This is a genomic window from Agarivorans albus (genome assembly GCF_019670105.1).
GTDB lineage: Bacteria > Pseudomonadota > Gammaproteobacteria > Enterobacterales > Celerinatantimonadaceae > Agarivorans > Agarivorans albus.
In genome coordinates, this window is the sequence record NZ_AP023032.1 from 1,693,482 (window position 1) to 1,711,442 (window position 17,961).

13 protein-coding genes are annotated in these 17,961 nt (G+C 44.8%); 7 read left to right on the top strand and 6 right to left on the bottom strand.

Translation table 11 applies throughout. The annotated features are described in order from the left end of the window. Positions 1–9 precede the first annotated feature (9 nt). From lpxA to tilS, 6 genes are read left to right on the top strand one after another with little or no spacing between them, the layout of a single operon-like run. Positions 10–798: an acyl-ACP--UDP-N-acetylglucosamine O-acyltransferase gene (gene lpxA / locus K5620_RS07805; protein WP_016401174.1), complete on the top strand. Its 789-nt coding sequence runs from the start codon at positions 10–12 to the stop codon at positions 796–798. Continuing rightward, the gene (lpxB, locus tag K5620_RS07810; RefSeq protein ID WP_016401173.1) at positions 798–1,940 is read left to right on the top strand and encodes a lipid-A-disaccharide synthase; all 1,143 of its coding nucleotides are present in this window, start codon (positions 798–800) and stop codon (positions 1,938–1,940) included. Before lpxA ends, lpxB begins: the two co-directional genes overlap by 1 nt. A gap of 30 nt (positions 1,941–1,970) precedes the next feature. Continuing rightward, a complete protein-coding gene (gene rnhB / locus K5620_RS07815; protein ID WP_016401172.1) occupies positions 1,971–2,567 on the top strand; it encodes a ribonuclease HII in 597 nt (198 codons plus the stop codon). 2 nt (positions 2,568–2,569) lie between these two features. Then, entirely contained in the window at positions 2,570–6,055 is a 3,486-nt protein-coding gene (dnaE, locus tag K5620_RS07820) for a DNA polymerase III subunit alpha (RefSeq protein ID WP_281423306.1), read from the top strand. 12 nt (positions 6,056–6,067) lie between these two features. Beyond that, positions 6,068–7,024 (top strand): acetyl-CoA carboxylase carboxyl transferase subunit alpha, encoded by a 957-nt coding sequence (gene accA / locus K5620_RS07825; RefSeq protein ID WP_016401170.1) that lies wholly within the window; start codon positions 6,068–6,070, stop codon positions 7,022–7,024. Between the two features lie 48 nt (positions 7,025–7,072). Then, positions 7,073–8,395 (top strand): tRNA lysidine(34) synthetase TilS, encoded by a 1,323-nt coding sequence (gene tilS, locus K5620_RS07830; RefSeq protein ID WP_040307019.1) that lies wholly within the window; start codon positions 7,073–7,075, stop codon positions 8,393–8,395. On the opposite strand, the gene K5620_RS07835 is transcribed toward tilS, so the two are convergent. The 6 genes from K5620_RS07835 to rcsF all read right to left on the bottom strand — a co-directional run bounded on the left by K5620_RS07835 (position 8,373) and on the right by rcsF (position 14,045). After that, entirely contained in the window at positions 8,373–9,254 is an 882-nt protein-coding gene (locus tag K5620_RS07835; RefSeq protein ID WP_016401168.1) for a GGDEF domain-containing protein, read from the bottom strand. The genes tilS and K5620_RS07835 overlap by 23 nt on opposite strands. Positions 9,255–9,334: 80 nt before the next feature. Beyond that, positions 9,335–10,480: a patatin-like phospholipase family protein gene (locus K5620_RS07840; protein WP_016401167.1), complete on the bottom strand. Its 1,146-nt coding sequence runs from the start codon at positions 10,478–10,480 to the stop codon at positions 9,335–9,337. A gap of 104 nt (positions 10,481–10,584) precedes the next feature. Beyond that, positions 10,585–12,285: a proline--tRNA ligase gene (locus K5620_RS07845; RefSeq protein WP_016401166.1), complete on the bottom strand. Its 1,701-nt coding sequence runs from the start codon at positions 12,283–12,285 to the stop codon at positions 10,585–10,587. A gap of 59 nt (positions 12,286–12,344) precedes the next feature. Continuing rightward, positions 12,345–12,965, bottom strand: a complete 621-nt coding sequence (locus K5620_RS07850) for an acyltransferase (protein ID WP_016401165.1) — start codon at positions 12,963–12,965, stop codon at positions 12,345–12,347. Continuing rightward, complete coding sequence (tsaA, locus tag K5620_RS07855) at positions 12,955–13,674, bottom strand: tRNA (N6-threonylcarbamoyladenosine(37)-N6)-methyltransferase TrmO (protein WP_016401164.1); 720 nt, start codon at positions 13,672–13,674, stop codon at positions 12,955–12,957. The genes K5620_RS07850 and tsaA overlap by 11 nt, the downstream gene beginning before the upstream one ends. Then, a complete protein-coding gene (rcsF, locus tag K5620_RS07860; RefSeq protein WP_016401163.1) occupies positions 13,674–14,045 on the bottom strand; it encodes an Rcs stress response system protein RcsF in 372 nt (123 codons plus the stop codon). Before rcsF ends, tsaA begins: the two co-directional genes overlap by 1 nt. Before the next feature lie 168 nt (positions 14,046–14,213). Here rcsF and K5620_RS07865 point away from each other — a divergent pair, with 168 nt between their 5' ends. Continuing rightward, positions 14,214–17,885 carry an ATP-binding protein gene (locus tag K5620_RS07865; RefSeq protein WP_016401162.1) on the top strand — a complete coding sequence of 1,224 codons (3,672 nt, stop codon included), beginning with the start codon at positions 14,214–14,216 and terminating at the stop codon, positions 17,883–17,885. Positions 17,886–17,961 lie beyond the last annotated feature (76 nt).

Consider the following 17,961-nt stretch of genomic DNA (forward strand, 5'->3'; position numbering starts at 1 on the left):
GAGCTGAATATGATAGATAGCACTGCAAGTATACATCCAAGCGCCATCATCGAAGGTAATGTAAAAATTGGTGCCAACACTACAGTTGGTGCTTTTACCATTATTCGTGGTGACGTAGAGATTGGTGAGAACTGTCAAATCGCTTCACATGTAGTGATTAAAGGCCACTCTAAAATTGGCAATAATAACCGCATTTTCCAATTTGCCTCGGTAGGTGAAGACTGCCAAGACTTAAAATATGCAGGTGAAGAAACCTATTTAGAAATTGGCGATAACAATACTATCCGTGAAAGTGTGACGATTCACCGAGGCACTACCCAAGACCGAAGCATTACTAAGATTGGCAGCAACTGCTTATTTATGATTAATGCCCACGTTGCCCACGATTGTGTTGTAGGTAACGGCTGTATTTTTGCTAACAACGCAACTTTAGCTGGTCACGTCACTATTGGTGATAACGTTATTTTTGGCGGTCAAGCGGCGATTCATCAGTTTGGTAAAGTTGGCTCTTACGCCTTTGTTGGTGGCTGCGCAGCAGTAAATAAAGATGTTCCTCCCTATGTGATGGCTGTAGGTAACTATGCTCGCCCAGTAGCAGTTAATACCGAGGGTTTATTGCGTAGAGGTTTTAGTAAAGATTCTATTAAGGCGATTCGCCAAGCTTACAAAACGCTTTACCGTAGTGGCAATACTTTAGAGGAAGCGCTAAGCCAGATAGAGTTATCTGCTGAGCAATACCCAGAGGTTAAGTTGTTCGCCGATTTTCTAAAAGAAAACGGTCGAGGTATTGTTCGCTAATGGCCCTGGCGGATTTGCATATCGCTATCGTCGCCGGGGAAGTCTCCGGCGATATTTTAGGTGCCGGTTTAATTTCTGCACTTAAACAACAATACCCCAATGCGCGCTTTTCCGGTATAGCTGGACCACTAATGCAAGAGCAAGGTTGTGAGGCCTTGTTTGATATGGAGGAGCTGTCGGTAATGGGGCTAGTGGAAGTGCTAGGGCGCTTACCGCGTATACTCAAAATCCGCAAACAACTGCTCCAACAATATATTCAATCTCCACCAGACATCTACATTGGCATTGATGCTCCAGATTTTAACTTAGGCGTAGAACATAAACTGCACGCTAAAGGCGTTAAAACTGTTCATTACGTTAGCCCCTCCGTTTGGGCATGGAAACAAAAGCGAGTTTTCAAAATTAAAGAGGGCTGCAATAAAATTTTGGTTTTCTTGCCATTTGAAAAAGCCTTTTATGATCGCTTCGAAGTGCCTTGTGAGTTTGTTGGACACACCTTGGCTGACCAAGTTCCTCTTGAAAGCCCCCAATTGCCTGCCATTGAACAGCTTGGCTTAGATAGCTCCAGAAAGGTGTTGGCAATTTTGCCTGGTAGCCGAAATGCCGAAGTGGGCTTGCTTACACCAGTCTTCCTTGAATCAGCTAAAAAATTACTTAAGCAATATCCAGATCTACAACTGGTTGCTCCTTTAGTTAATCAGCGCCGCCGAGAACAATTTGAAGCTTTAGTCAATGAGCATGCACCAGAGCTAGATATTAAAGTTATCGACGGACAAGCTCGCACCGTAATGACCGCAGCAGACGCTATTTTATTAGCTTCTGGCACGGCAACGCTGGAAGCGATGTTAGTAAAACGGCCTATGGTAGTAGCTTATCGTTTTAAGCCTTTGACTTATCGAATTGCAAAGTTAATTGTTAATGCCAAGTTTGCTGCCTTGCCTAATTTGCTTGCCGACAAAATGATTGTGCAAGAATATGTACAGGAAGACTGTACCAGCGACAACATTGTGGCCGAGTTAAGTCGCCTACTTGAAAGTGATAACAGCAAACTCATCGATAAGTTTACTGAATTGCACCAACAAATCCGTTGTGATGCTGACCACAAAGCAGCGCAAGCGGTTATTGAAGTAATAAATAGTTAGTTTTCCTTATACGCGTTTTTTGGAGTTGTCATGACGCCTTTTGTTTATCCTTCTGGTTATTCTGTTTTTGCTGGCGTTGATGAAGTAGGGCGTGGCCCTTTAGTGGGTGATGTGGTAACCGCAGCGGTTATCCTTAACCCTAAGCAGCCAATTGCAGGACTAAACGATTCCAAAAAGCTCTCCGAGAAAAAACGTTTGTCGCTAGCCGAAGAGATCAAGCAACATGCAATAGCTTGGGCGGTAGGTCGGGCAACTCCTCAAGAAATAGATGAGCTGAATATTTTGCATGCAACCATGCTGGCGATGTCTAGAGCCGTTGCAGCGTTGAGCGTTACTCCTGAGTTTGCGTTGATCGACGGCAACCGAGAGCCTCAGTTAAGCATCCCCTGCCAAGCGGTGATAAAAGGTGATGGTTTGGTGGCCGAAATAAGTGCTGCTTCAATTATCGCAAAAGTGGCACGTGACCAAGAAATGATCGAATTAGATGCCCGTTACCCAGATTATCAGTTTGCCAAGCATAAAGGCTACCCAACGGCTTTACACCTAGAAATGTTGGAGAAACACGGTGCTATTGCCGAGCATCGGCGCAGTTTTAAACCCGTACAACGGGTACTAGGAGAGCTGTAGTTTTGTCAGAACCTACACCAAATCCATCTTTCATTCACCTTCGAGTCCATTCAGACTTTTCGATGGTTGATGGCTTAAAAAAAGTAAAACCCATTGTTGCAAAAGCGGCCGAGTTAAACATGCCGGCCATTGCTTTAACCGATCAAACTAACCTCTGTGGTTTAGTTAAGTTTTACGGCGAAGCTCATAACCAGGGGATTAAGCCCATTGTTGGTTGTGATTTTTTTGTTCAGTCAGATGAATTAGGTGATGACCAGTTTCGATTAACCTTATTAGCTACTAATAACAAAGGTTATCAGAACATCACTATGCTCATCTCACGGGCCTATTTGCGAGGGCAGCTGCAGGGTAAGCCGGTTATTGATAAGCAATGGCTGAGTGAACATGCTGAAGGAGTGATTGTTCTCTCTGGCGGTCGCCAAGGTGATGTGGGCAAAGCCTTACTTAAAGGTAACCACGATATCGTTGAGCGAAGTCTTGCATTTTACCAACAGTATTTCCCAAATCATTACTTTTTAGAGTTAATTCGCACCGGCCGCCCCGACGAAGAAAACTACCTGCACATGGCCGTTGCGTTAGCGGGCGATAAGGGCTTGCCAGTAGTCGCTACCAACGAAGTCGTTTTTTTAGAAGAAGACCAGTTTCAGCCTCATGAAGTGCGGGTTGCCATTCACGATGGTTTTGCTATTGATGATAGCCGCAGACCTAAGAAATATAGTGCGCAGCAATATCTTCGCAGCGAGCAAGAAATGCAGGAGTTGTTTGCAGATATTCCCGAAGCACTGCAAAACTCAGTAGAAATCGCCAAACGCTGTAATGTGACGGTGCGCTTAGGTGAGTACTTCTTGCCTGACTTTCCCACCGAAGGCCTGCCCATTGAAGAGTTCTTCTGTAAAGTATCTTGGGACGGTTTAGAAGAGCGCTTAGAGTTTTTGTTTCCCGACCCTGAAGAGCGAGCAAAACGTCGTCCGGAATACGATGAACGTTTACAAATTGAACTTGATGTAATTAACCAAATGGGTTTCCCAGGTTACTTCCTCATCGTAATGGAGTTCATTCAGTGGAGTAAGGATAACAATATTCCGGTTGGACCCGGCCGGGGCTCGGGCGCTGGTTCGTTGGTAGCTTATGCGCAAAAAATTACCGATTTAGATCCGCTTGAATTCGACTTACTATTCGAGCGATTTTTGAACCCTGAGCGGGTATCTATGCCCGACTTCGATGTCGATTTTTGCATGGATCGTCGTGATGAGGTAATCGACCACGTAGCTGAGCTATATGGACGAGATGCGGTATCGCAGATTATCACCTTTGGTACTATGGCTGCTAAAGCAGTAGTGCGTGATGTAGGTCGGGTATTGGGTCATCCTTTTGGTTTTGTTGACCGGATCTCCAAGTTGATTCCACCTGATCCGGGAATGACCCTAGAAAAAGCCTTTGAGGCTGAACCGCGTTTGCCAGAGCTGTATAACGCTGACCAAGAAGTTCGCGAGCTAATCGATATGGCTCGTATTCTTGAAGGGGTTACGCGTAACGCGGGTAAACACGCCGGTGGCGTAGTAATTTCGCCCACCACTATTACTGACTTTGCACCCTTGTATTGTGATGCAGAGGGTAAAAACCCAGTTACCCAGTTTGATAAGAATGATGTTGAATATGCCGGCTTAGTGAAGTTTGACTTCTTGGGTTTGCGTACGCTTACCATTATTCAATGGGCTTTGGATATGCTCAACCCAGTGTTAGAAGCCAAGGGTGAGCAGGCGATCGATATTGCGGCAATTTCTACCACTGACCCAAAATCATTTAGATTACTGCAAGATTGTAAAACAACCGCGGTATTCCAGCTGGAATCTCGTGGTATGAAGGATTTGATTAAGCGTCTTAAGCCCGATTGTTTTGAAGATATGATTGCACTGGTGGCCCTGTTCCGTCCCGGTCCGTTGCAATCAGGCATGGTAGATAACTTTATCGAGCGTAAACATGGCCGAGAAGCAATTTCTTACCCTGATGAAACTTGGCAACACGACAGCCTACAACCTATTCTAGAGCCGACCTACGGTATTATTCTTTACCAAGAACAGGTAATGCAGATTGCTCAGGTTCTAGCTGGTTATACCCTCGGTGGCGCTGACATGTTACGCCGGGCGATGGGTAAGAAAAAACCTGAAGAAATGGCCAAGCAGCGGGCGGTATTTGAAGAAGGCTCTATTAAGAATGGGGTTGACGGCGAACTGTCCATGAAGATCTTTGACTTAGTAGAAAAGTTCGCTGGTTATGGTTTTAACAAGTCTCACTCCGCTGCTTACGCCTTAGTATCGTATCAAACCTTATGGATGAAGGCGCATTACCCTGCGTACTTTATGGCTGCGGTGATGTCGGCCGATATGGATAACACCGACAAAATTGTTACTTTGGTAGATGAATGTAACAACATGGGGCTTAAGCTGGTGCCGCCTGATGTAAACACTGGCTTGTTCAAGTTCTCGGTGAATGCCGATGAAGAAATTGTTTACGGTATTGGCGCGATTAAAGGGGTAGGTGAAGGCCCCATTGAAGCGATTTTAGAGGCCAGACAAAGTGGACCATTTATTGATTTGTTTGATTTTTGTTGTCGCTTAGACCTCAAGAAAATCAATAAAAGGGTGATTGAAAAACTGATTATGGCCGGAGCCATGGATAAGCTAGGCCCGCATCGCGCCGCAATGATGGTGACTTTGCCAACCGCTATGCAAGCCGCTTCACAACATGCAAAAGCTTCAGCTCGGGGTCAAGAAGACTTATTCGGTATAATTGCTGAAGAAGAGGATGAACGTCCAGAGTTTATCGATGAACCAGTTTGGACAGAAAAAGTCTGGTTAGAAGGGGAAAAAGAAACCCTTGGCTTATACTTAACCGGTCATCCAGTTAATCGCTACTTAAAAGAGTTTCGTCAATATACTACTGGTCGCTTGGTGGATATACGCCCCACCGGCCGCGGCACTACATCAACGGTAGCGGGCTTAGTGTTATCTACACGGGTAATGCTTACCAAGCGGGGCTCAAAAATGGGCATCATTCAACTCGATGATCGCAGTGCCCGTTTGGATGTGATGTTCTTTAGTGAAGCATTCGATACCTACCAAGAATTATTAGAAAAAGATCGCATGTTGGTGATTCAAGGAGAGGTCAGCGTTGATGATTTCTCCGGAGGCATTAAAATGACTGCTCGTGAAGTCATGGATTTGTCGATGGCCCGTGAACGCTGGATGAAAAAACTGCGTTTGCGAATGTGTCGCGACCAGCTAGATGAACTATTTTGGCAAAGATTTTACGAAGTATTAGAGCCTTATCGAGCGGGAACCTGCCCAATAGCAATAAGTTATGAGGGCGATAATGCCAGTGGCATGTTAAGCTTAGGCACCGATTGGCGAATTACGCCGAGTGAAGATTTAATAGAGGCGTTGACCCAACTGCTGGGACAACAGCAAGTCACCCTAGAATTTAATTAAGAAAAAGATTATATGAATCCGAATTTTCTAGAGTTTGAGCAGCCGATTGCTGAGCTGCAAGCGCAAATTGAAGAGTTGTGCATTGTAAATGAAGAATCTGGCGTAGATGTAGATTTACAGGAAGAAATCTCTCGTTTGCAACAAAAGCAAAACGATTTAACCCAAAAAATATTCTCAGACTTAGGTGCTTGGCAAGTTGCGCAGCTAGCGCGTCATCCTAATCGCCCTTATGTGTTGGATTACATCGAGCACATTTTTACTGACTTTGATGAGTTAGCTGGTGATAGAGCTTACGCTAATGATGAAGCTATTGTTGGTGGTATGGCTCGTCTAGATGGCAAACCAGTAATGGTTATTGGCCAGCAAAAAGGTCGCGAAACCAAAGAAAAAATCCGTCGTAACTTTGGTATGCCAAAACCAGAAGGCTACCGCAAAGCGCTGCGTTTGATGGAAATGGCTGAGCGTTTTAATATGCCAATCATTACCTTCATTGATACTCCTGGAGCATATCCAGGCGTAGGCGCTGAAGAGCGTGGACAAAGTGAGGCAATAGCTAAAAACCTATTGGTTATGGCTGGCTTAAAGGTGCCAACTATTTGTACCGTTATCGGTGAGGGTGGCTCTGGTGGCGCCTTGGCAATTGGTGTTGGCGACCGCGTTAACATGCTTCAGTACAGCACTTACTCGGTGATTTCTCCAGAAGGTTGTGCCTCGATTTTATGGAAGAGTGCTGATAAAGCGCCTGTTGCAGCCGATGCTATGGGCATTACTTCAGAGCGCCTTAAAGAATTAGATTTAATTAATGACATTGTTCCAGAGCCATTAGGTGGCGCACACCGGGATGTTGCGGCGATGGCGCTTAATCTAAAAACTAAGCTATTGAGCGATTTAGAAAGCCTATCGGCCTTAGACACTGAAACCTTGTTAGAGCAGCGCTATCAGCGCTTAATGTCCTACGGATATTGCTAAAAATGATCTAGGGCATTGGTATATCCAGTGCCCTATTAAGAGGTTAATTTGTCCCTTCAATCTCGCTTTTCACACTCCCTAGTTTCACTTCCTTCAACAACGCAACGTATTGTTATTGCCCTTAGTGGCGGCTTAGATTCAAGCGTTCTACTGCACTTAGCAGCCCAGTACCATAAATCTCACCGGCACTTAGAGTTGCTAGTTGTGCACGTAAACCATGGCCTGCAAGAGCAAGCAAATAGCTGGCAACTTAGCTGTCAGCAGCAAGCTGAGGCTTTGGGTTTACCCTTTGTGGCTGAGATGGTTGATGTTGAAGTAAAAGCACGCTCTAGCTTGGAAGCGGTGGCGAGAGAAAAGCGTTATCAAGCTTTAGCGAAACATATGGATGCACATAGCTGCTTGTTAACTGGACACCATGCCGACGACCAGTTCGAAACCTTTATGCTAGCGCTAAAGCGGGGAAGTGGCTTACAAGGCTTAGCTGCTATGCCGCAAATACGTAATTTTGCTGCTGGGTGCTTGTTAAGGCCTTTGTTATTGGTAACGCGAGCAGAGTTGGAAGGCTATGCTAGGCAACAGCAACTCAGCTGGATAGAGGACCCAAGCAACCAGTCTTTAGAGTTTGATCGTAACTTTTTGCGGCATAAGGTATTGCCAGAGCTAACACAGCGCTGGCCCCAATGGCTAGCTTCCACTCAGCGTAGTGTTCAACTACTACAAGAATCAGTCGATTTGCTGGAAGAGCTGGCTGAGTCTGATTACCAAAAGCTTGAGCGTGAGCAAACGTTGTGTTGCGAAAGCTTGTTACTGCTTTCGCCAAAGCGCCAAAGAAATGTGCTCCGTTACTGGTTTAAACGTATGAATTGGGCTTACCCAAGCCAAGCGCAATTAGCGCAGATCATCACTCAAGCCTCTGCACAACAAGATGCCAAGGTAGCCGTTACATTATCAGAAGGGGAGTGTCGCCGCTTTCAAGCTTGTTTGTATTTGGTGAGAGAAGTTGAATTGCTTGAGTCAAACTTAGTGACTAACTGGGAGCTTGCTAGCACACCAATATTAACCTTGGATAATGGCAGTCAATTAGCTTGGCAAAATGGTGGCAAGTTATTGCCGCCTTCAAGTTCCCAACAAGTTAGCGTTAAATTTAGAACTCATCTAGAGCAAAAAGAGTTTAAAGCGTTTGGGCGCTTGGGGAGTAGAAGCATTAAGAAGCTACTGCAAGAATGCAAGTTACCGCCATGGCAGCGCAATCGCTTACCTTTTGTGTTTTATGATGAGGTACTAGTGGCAATAGCTGACATTTACATTCAGCAAGACTATGCATGCCCTAATAATAAGGGCATTGCTCTTAACTGGTTGCCGACTTGTTAGCGTAAAGCTGTTCGTCGGCGCTCTGGATTAGGCTTTCGCTATTGCTGCCAGGTGTCCATTCGCTTACTCCAATACTCGCTGAAATATCGTATTGAGCCAGTAGTGGCGATTCTTCAAGTTTAGCGTGTAAGCGTTTAATCACTTTTTGCGCAGAGTACTCAGTGGCCGGGCGCAGTAACATGGCAAACTCATCACCACCTACTCTAAAAGCTTGATCGCCGCTTCTAATTACCGACTCGAGTACTTTGGCAAAGCTAATTAATACTTGATCGCCAACCGGATGGCCAAGCGAATCATTCACTTGCTTAAACTTGTTCAAGTCTAACAGCATAAGTACTAAGCCGCCTTGCTGCTGGCTTTGACGGGTTTGCTGTTCTATAGACGTATGTAAAGATTCATCGAAATGGGCTCGATTTCCGATACCGGTTAAGTAATCATTACGCACCCGCTCTTGTAATCGCGCTATCTGCAGGGCATGTTTTAATGGTGCCTGGAGCAGTTGCGTTAGCTGGCGGAGTTGATGAATTTCATTGCGCTGAAACGGCGTATCGCGGGTAAAGGTAACAATCGCTAAGGGTTGGCTTTTATTGTTGAGATTAAAACTACGGTAGTAGCGCTGTCCTTCAAACAGGCTAACTTCGGTTTGCAGGCTATCACTAACCAAACGCATGGCCGAAAACTCAACGTAATTCGTTGCCATAGCGGCAAAGTTTTGCAGTAACTCATCTAACTGTAAGCTTTCTTGCAAAGACTCAAGAATACTCAGCTTCTGAACAGCACTAAGTTTAGCGTCATTAGAAAAATGTGATATTTTTCTTGGGCTTACAATATTGTTCTGCGCTAATTGTAGAGAATCCATAGTTACTTTACTCTTATCTAATCTTGCTGTTTAGCGTCAAAAAACGCCGCTAATTAAGAATAAAGCAATTTGTAGGCCAGCTAATCTTCCAAAAAAGCCAAAATTTTGTCAATTTGCTGCAGAGTGTTTTGGTATCCCTCTCTTATCAAATAGTTAGTGTAATCTTGCTCGAACATTAAAAAACTGGTGATGGCCGAAGGTTTGTCTTTTTTAATGCCTAAGGTAGCCAGCATCAGCCGTACTGAAAGAGGCAATATACTAAAGTGGTTGTGTGCGGTTTGTTCGAAATCGATATTAGGTTTGATACTTAAAGAGTGAATAGGGCGCAAATCTAATTGTTTTTGCTGTTGTGGTGTTAATAACTCAATAGTTCGATTAATACGTTGTAAGCGCTCTAAATCTGAATTGAGAGTATCGGAAAACACCGAGTCGAGAAGATGACCAGCAATGGTCGCGCTATTCGGCGGAGGACAATCTATCGCGCAGTTGGGTTTGCGAGGTTGTTCTAAATGAATCGCCAATATTTTATCCGCACCTAAATGGATTGCGGGGCTAAGTGGGCAAAGCTGATGAATGGAGCCATCGCCGTAGTAATCTTGACCTACTTTCTCCGCCGGAAATATCAGAGGTATGGCTGTTGAAGCAAGTAGGTGACTGGTATGGATTTGGGTTTTTCGCCCTAGCCGCCTGGCGCGTTGCCAGTTTTGTTGATGCTGCTTGGCTTGAAAAAAAGATAAAGACTGACCGTCTTGGTAATTTGAAGCGGTGACCGATAAGGCATGCAGATAGCCAGTGGCAATGTTCTGATCGATCCGCTTGTAGTTAAGATAATCGTTTAATAAGGTTTGTAAGGGCTGGTTATTGAGTAGGGAAAAGCCTTGTTGCTGGCTATAGTCTGCATGCAGGCTTTTGCACACCATTGATGATAATTGCTTGGCTATGGCTAAACTGTCGGTTCTAAAAACTTGCTTACATTTAAAGTTACGCCAAATATATTCAAGCTTTTTAACCCCTAATCGAAAGCAGGACGCATAGACACCTAGCGCAGTAGCGTTTATCGCACCCGCGGAAGTACCACAAAGTATTGAAAAGGGACTGGCATGGTTTCTTGGGTATTGCTCCGCAATCGCTTTTAGAACCCCAACTTGGTAGGCCGCTCGCGCGCCGCCGCCGGTAAGAACGAGAGCGACTTTGGGTTTGTTTTTAATGCTAGCCTTTTGATTCATAATAATATCTTAGCACAGCGTTTTATCACTGCTTGCTGGTGATATCACACTCCCAAAAACAAAAAAAGCCGGCGAAGGCCGGCTTTTTAATCAATCTACAGATTTCAGAATTGGTCGAAGATTTGCTCTACAGCCACTTCAACTTTTTCTCCACTACGTCGATTTTTGTATTCAATCACGCCTTTGTCTAGGCTGCGATCACCAATAACGATAACGTGTGGAATGCCAATTAATTCTATGTCGGCAAACATAACACCTGGACGCTCTTTACGGTCGTCAAACAATACATCAATACCACGCTGCTTGGCTTCTTCGTAAAGTTTGCTAGCCACTTCTTGAACGCGATGAGATTTATGCATGTTCATCGGTACAATGGCTAGCTTGAATGGCGCAATCGCATCTGGCCATGTAATACCGTATTTGTCGTTGTTTTGCTCAATGGCTGCAGCAACGATACGAGATACACCCACGCCGTAACAACCCATGGTTAAGGTTTGGTTTTTACCTTGCTCATTAAGCACTGCAGCGTTCATTGATTTAGCGTAGGCATCACCAAGTTGGAAAATATGGCCAACTTCGATACCACGTTTTATTGATAAATTACCTGAACCGCAAGGGCTTGGGTCGCCTTCTACCACATTGCGTAGATCTGCCACTTCGCCAAGTACTACATCTCGCTCCCAGTTGATACCGAAGAAATGTTTATCATCTACGTTAGCACCTGCACCAAAGTCACTACAGTGCGCGGCAGCGCGGTCTACAATAACTGGCATTGGTAAATTAACTGGTCCTAAAGAGCCTGGGCCTGCGCCAACTGCAGCGCGAATTTCTTCTTCACTAGCAAACTCAAGCGGTGAAGCTATCTCAGTTAAGTTTTCTGCTTTAATTTCATTGAGCTCGTGGTCGCCACGCAAAATTAATGCAATAAGTGAATGCTCAGATTCTTCACTGGCTTTCACAATCAAGGTTTTAACTGTTTGTTCAACCTTAATGTCGAACTGTTCAACGAGCTCAGCAATGGTTTTAGCATTTGGCGTAGCCACTTCTTGCATCTCTTGGCTAGGTGCTGGGCGCTCACCTGCAGGGGCTAAGGCCTCTGCTTTTTCAATGTTTGCCGCGTAGTCGCTGTTATCTGAGAATACGATTGCATCTTCGCCAGACTCGGCGAGAACGTGGAACTCATGGGATACGCTGCCACCAATGCTGCCAGTATCGGCCAATACTGGGCGGTACTCTAAACCTAAACGCTCAAAGATACGGCAGTAAGCTGCGTACATTTCATCATAAGTGCTTTGTAAGCATTCATCAGATAAGTGGAAAGAGTAGGCGTCTTTCATTAAAAATTCGCGAGAGCGCATAACGCCAAAACGCGGGCGAACTTCATCACGGAACTTGGCTTGAATTTGGAACAAGTTAAGCGGAAGTTGCTTATAGCTGTTTACTTCTCTGCGGACTAATTCGGTAACCACTTCTTCGTGGGTAGGGCCTAGAACAAAATCGCGCGAGTGACGGTCTTTAAAGCGAAGCAGCTCTGGGCCAAACTTGTCCCAGCGGCCGGTTTCTTGCCATAAATCTGAAGGTTGAACAGTAGGCATGTGGATCTCAATAGAGCCACTGGCGTTCATTTCTTCACGAACAATTTGTTCTACTTTTGAAAGAACACGCAAACCATTGGGCAGCCAAGTATATAAACCTGAGGCTAATTTTCTTACCATGCCAGCGCGCAGCATTAACTGGTGAGATACAATCTCTGCATCGCTCGGAGTTTCTTTCTGAGTTGCCAGAAGATATTTGCTAGAACGCATATCTGTCCTTTCATTTAGCTATTAAATTGCGGCGATTGTAACAGGCTAATTTCGCTCTGTCAGGCCTTGTCACGGCGGTCGCCGATGATTTTTGCAGGGTTACCGGCAACGATAGCCCATTTAGCCACATTTTTAGTGACTACCGCTCCCATGCCTACGACCGCATGGTCGCCAATTTCAATGCCATCTACAATACAAGCGTTAGCACCAATCCACACATCTTCGCCAATTATGACGCCTTTGGATTGGCTGTTTTGCCGCCAAATATCTTGCTCTGGGTGCAAGCCATGGTTGAAGGCATAAATTTTAACGCCGTTGGCAATACGGCTGTTGTTGCCAATGCTTACGCCTTTTTGCCCGCCGTCGATGGAGCATCCGTGGTTTATGGCTACGTGGTCGCCAATGGTTATTGGGCCATGCAAGAAACTTTGGGCTGCCACGAATGAGCTGTTGCCTAGCGAGACTAAACGCCCTGGCTCGGCAAATATATTGGCGTCTGGAGCAATGAAACAGTTCTCACCAATTTGTACGGTTTCTAGTGCTTGCAAATTTTGTTGGATATCATTTTGCCAGGGTTTGGCCCATTGCAGGTGTTTAGCTTTTAAACGGTAATAAAGCCATGGCATCCAAGCAAGGCGCTGTTTATGTTGTTGCTGATAGTCCTGAGGTTCAAGCTGCATGGGTCACCGAAACAATTTCTACTTGTGACTCACTGGCATTAACTTCTAAGATTCGCCAGCGGATATTGAATTGATATAAGGCCACACCGTATTCTCGGTCGTCAGATTTGTTTTGTTTGTATGCGGGGCGCGGATCTTGGGCTAACACTTGCTCTATCACTAGCCGTTGAGTTTGTTCTATGTTTAGTTGCTGAGCTTGTTGCAAGGCTTGTTGAGTCCAATTCACTTTTAGCTGCTGCTGTGGTGCTAGCTGTGCGTAACCAGCCTGCGCTTCTGGAACGCTGTCAGCGTAAGGTAAGTAGGGTTTTACATCATAAATAGGAGTGCCGTTAACTAAATCGCCACCTTTGAAATGCATGGCCAACTTATTTGGGCTGCGTTCAACGTGACTAAGTTCAAGTAAGGATAAACCTAAGTGATTAGGGCGAAACGACGAACGAGATGCTAATACGCCCACTTTTTTGTTACCGCCTAAACGTGGTGGGCGTACCTTAGCTTTCCAGCCAGATTTAATATTTTGATGAAAGGCAAACACTAACCAAAAGTGACTAAACTGCTCCACGCTGTCTAGTAAATCAGGATCATTAAAGTCGGAGTTGAAGACTAAGCTACTGGTTGTGGCACTAACCAAGCTGGGTTGACGTGGCACAGAAAACTTCTCTTGATAAGGGGAGTGGATAAGGCCCAAAGGAGATAGCTGGATATTCATTACTTTTCAATTCTGTAGGCTTTGCCAAAACAACTTAACATGGCAATGCATGCTGCAGGTTCTTCAATTGGGTAGCATTGTTGAATAGTGACTACATTGGCCCCAATACTGGCGGCTTGCTCGCGAAGACTATTGCGTGCATCCACTTTCTGCGGTGGTGCTTGATTGGCTTTTTCTTGGCAACTTAGCCCTTCTACAATGCCTAAGTACTCTGCTTGCAGGGGATCGATTTGTTCATCGTTCACAATTTCCACTTCGGTGGCAGGCAAATAGTTTTCAAAGTTTTCTTTATCTACGTTGGTATTAAAACTGTAGTTGCCACTACAAGCAATTAGGCTGCTGCTAAGCGCCATTATTAGAAAAACACGCATACACTTCCTTTGAATCAAATACTTGAAGCTGGTCATTAGCTGGTAAAATTGACATGTACTTATTGATAATACTGGGTTTATTATAACATCACTTAGTTTCGCTTGTTGTTTCAAGTTAATGCTGAATAGCGAAAAAGTTTTTAGGATGTTTTACCAAGGATATAGGTAATGTCTAAACCTAACATCAGCATGTTTCGCAATTTAGATTTAGCATGGCGGCACAGCATTGGCTTGCTATTTTCGCTGGTGTTGGTGGTAGCTCTGGCCTTTTGGGGGCGCCAGTCTTCAGCGTCAGTGGCTCCCTTAGTTACTGTTATGGTGGCGATGCTTAGCATTATTTTGCCGCTTTCTGTTGGCTTAATGTGCCGCAGTTTTTACCGTAAGAAATACAGTTACACGATGTTGGTTTTTGGCGCCGCCTTTTTCTCGGTGTCGGGTTTAGAGCTTTGCTACTTTATTCTCAACTATCCCTCCTTTTTAAGTGTTCAGCCACTATCTTCGAATACTGTAGCGATATGGTCTGGGCTGATTACACGTGGCTTTTTAGCTGCTGTGTTGCTCATTTGCGGGGTGCTGCTTAGCCGTTACGAGCGCTTAGCCAACGGTGGGAAAATGAGCATTGCAGTGCTGGCTATCGGTAGTGTGATATTTTCTTTTTTAAGTGTCGCCTTTCTTTATGTGGTGTCATTACCTTTTATGCAGGTGGCTTTAGCCCATCTTCATTCAGTGTTGGAGTTGTTGGTTACTGCTGTATTTGCCATTGCTATCGCTTATTTTGGTTGGCGTGGTCGTTGGTTAAATTGCACCCTTGAATGTGGCGTATTTGCGTGTGTGTGCATTCAATTTATTTTGTACTTTTGGCCGGTGTCAGAAGACTTAGGTGTTAACAGCTTTGCTGTGTTTTCCTTGTCGTTAATTAAGCTAAGCAGTTACCTGGTGGTAGCTGTTGCTAGCTACTTGGAGTTAAGAGCGCCTGCGCCAGTAACCACCATAGAGCGAGAGCGACGCCGCGAAGACCGGCTGATTCGCTTAATGGAGCGGGCTAGGGGGAAGCAGTACTCGTGGTTTAAACGCAGTAAAAGCTCGATCAGTACTTACGTTACCTTGCTCAGCGGTTGCTTGGTGGTAGCCGGGGTTACGGTAACTTACCTTATTTTTTATTTTTCTTTTGTTGCCAGTTTAGAGAGCGAGCGAGAACAGCAACTAAGTTTACGAAATGCAATTCAAGTGGAGCGCCTAGATCGAGAAATATCACATGCTTATGAAGAGCTCAGCCATCTAGCGGAGCAATCTTTACTTGATGGGTTTATTCAGCAGCAATTTGTAGACGAACGCTTCATCAATGTTGAACCCGATTTTTGGCATTCGCGCTTAAGTAGCGATATTCGCCAGTTACTTAAACGGGAAAAAGCTTTACTGGCTGCCCATCTTATTGTGGTTAGCCAAGGCCAACAATTTGAATATCTCTCAGTAGGCAAACGAATTGGTCAAACGCTGCCTAAGGCATTGCTATTAGACGCAGAAAAGTTGCCAGACAGGGTGCATGCTCAAACAATTAGACAAAATAGCCAAGGTGTATGGTACTTGGCAACCAGTGTGCAACATAGCGATGGCAGCGTTGCCGCTATATGGCTTTTTGAGTATCGCCTTGATGATTTATTTAAAGTATCGCAGCAGGCGTCATCAAATCGTTCTAGTCAACATGCTGAAACCACCATTGGACCTTTGTTAGTATTCGATATTAATGGAGAGAGGTTATGGCGCAGTGAGCATGGTAGGGGGCAGTCTACGAGCTTTCAAGCCTCAGAATATCAGCGCATCCAGCAGCTAATTAATTCTCCCGTTAAAGATTTACCAGAACAAGTGGTTAAGTTTGGCTCTTACATACTAAGTATTCAGCGCCTGCCTTATTTGCCGTCGAACGATCAAGAGTATTTGGATTTAGTGCAAATAACTGATTACGAGGAAACTATCGCAGCCTCACAAATGGCGGCTAAGCAAGCTTTGTTAGCGGCAGCTGTAGTCATCGGCTTAATGGTGCTAGTAGGTTGGTTTTTTGCTCACACTATAGTTGCGCCATTGCGCTACATAACCAACGCAACGTTGTTGTTTGGTGAGCGCAATATACAGGTGACCTTGCCAGATAAATCTAATGATGAAGTGGGCGTATTAGCCCGAGCCATAGGCCAAATGACGGCAAAAGTAGATGCGCGTACTGAACAGCTCAATGATGAGATTGCCGAACACCAGCGTAGCCAGCAGCAGTTAAGCATTGCTAGGCGAGATGCAGAAACAGCTTCGCAAGCAAAAAGCGACTTTTTGGCAATGATGAGTCACGAGATCCGTACCCCGCTAAACGGTATTTTAGGAATGACTCAGTTACTTAGTGCTTCCTCGTTGTCTGAAGAGCAAATTGAGCACGTAAATACTATTCGCCTTTCTGGCAAAGCTTTATTGGTGATTGTTAATGACGTATTGGATTTCTCTAAGGTAGAAGCCGGTAAAATGGAGTTACGCTTGGATGCATTTAGCTTGCATTTAACCTTGCTTGAGGTGGTTAAGTTATTCTCTCCTCAAGCTAAAGCCAAGCATTTGAGTTTGCATCTCGATTACCCAGAACATTTACCTAAGGTGTTCATTGGTGATCAGGGCAGGGTGCAGCAAATATTCATTAACCTCGTCAATAATGCGATTAAGTTTACCGAGGTGGGCACGGTGAATTTAAGTGTTGAATACAGTCAACAGCCAGGTGCCGAGGAAACTGTGTTAGTAAGAGTAACCGACAGCGGCATTGGTATTGCCGATGAGTCTATCAACAATTTATTCATGCCTTTTGCTCAGGCCGACAGTTCAACAACCCGTCGTTATGGCGGCACTGGCTTAGGGTTGGCCATCTGTCAGCGCATTGTTTCCTTAATGGATGGTGATATATCGGTGACATCGGGTTTAGGGGTTGGCTCAGAATTTAGGGTTAGCTTACCTTTGCAAAGTGTAGAAGATGATGTGTTGAGCGTAAGTGTTACCGATAGTCGTGAACAGGCTGTATTAAGCAAGTTGTCTGGCCACGTATTGTTGGTTGAAGACACCGTGGTTAATCAACGTGTTGCCAGCCATATGTTAGACAGCTTTGGTCTTAAAGTGATGATCGCTCGTGATGGCCATGAAGCCATAGATCTGTTTAAGCGTTGGGGTTCAAAACTTTCTCTCATTTTAATGGATTGCTTGATGCCTGACATGGATGGTTATGAAGCCACTATGGTTATTCGGGAGCTTGAAAACCTCGCTCAGCGTATTCCTATTATTGCGTTAACAGCAAGCGTTAGCTTAGAAGCAAAACAGGCTTGTTTTGATGCTGGAATGGATGACTATGTGACTAAACCATTTGACCGAGTGGGCTTATATGTTTGCCTGCGTAAATGGTTGAATACAAAAAATGCTAGTGTTGAGCAAACACAGCTAACAAGTAGTGATGAGCTTTCTAACGTTCAATATCAACGGATTTCAACAACTGAGCTTACTAAGCTGCAAGAAAGTATGGGGGATGAGTTTGATGCCTTATTGCAGGAATATCAAAAGGGCGCAGAGGCGATGATTGAAGAGCTATTGCAAGCTTTAAAGGTTAAGCGTTACCAAGATGCAGTACGCTTAGCGCATGGCCTTAAATCTAGTAGTAGTTATTTCGGTGCCAGCAGTTTACAAGCTCAGTGTTTAGCGCTTGAAGAAGGCTTGAAAAAACAACCGATTTTGGATGAGCATATAGCACTTGCTGCTGGCTTATTTGAAACTCTTAGTGAAACTATGCTGGAAATCGAACAGCATATCCGCTTATATTCTAAATAGATTCGTATTTTTAGGTTTGCTGGATGTAAACCACGATGCGTTGTAGCTTTAGGCAAATAGACTAGCCTTAAACAAC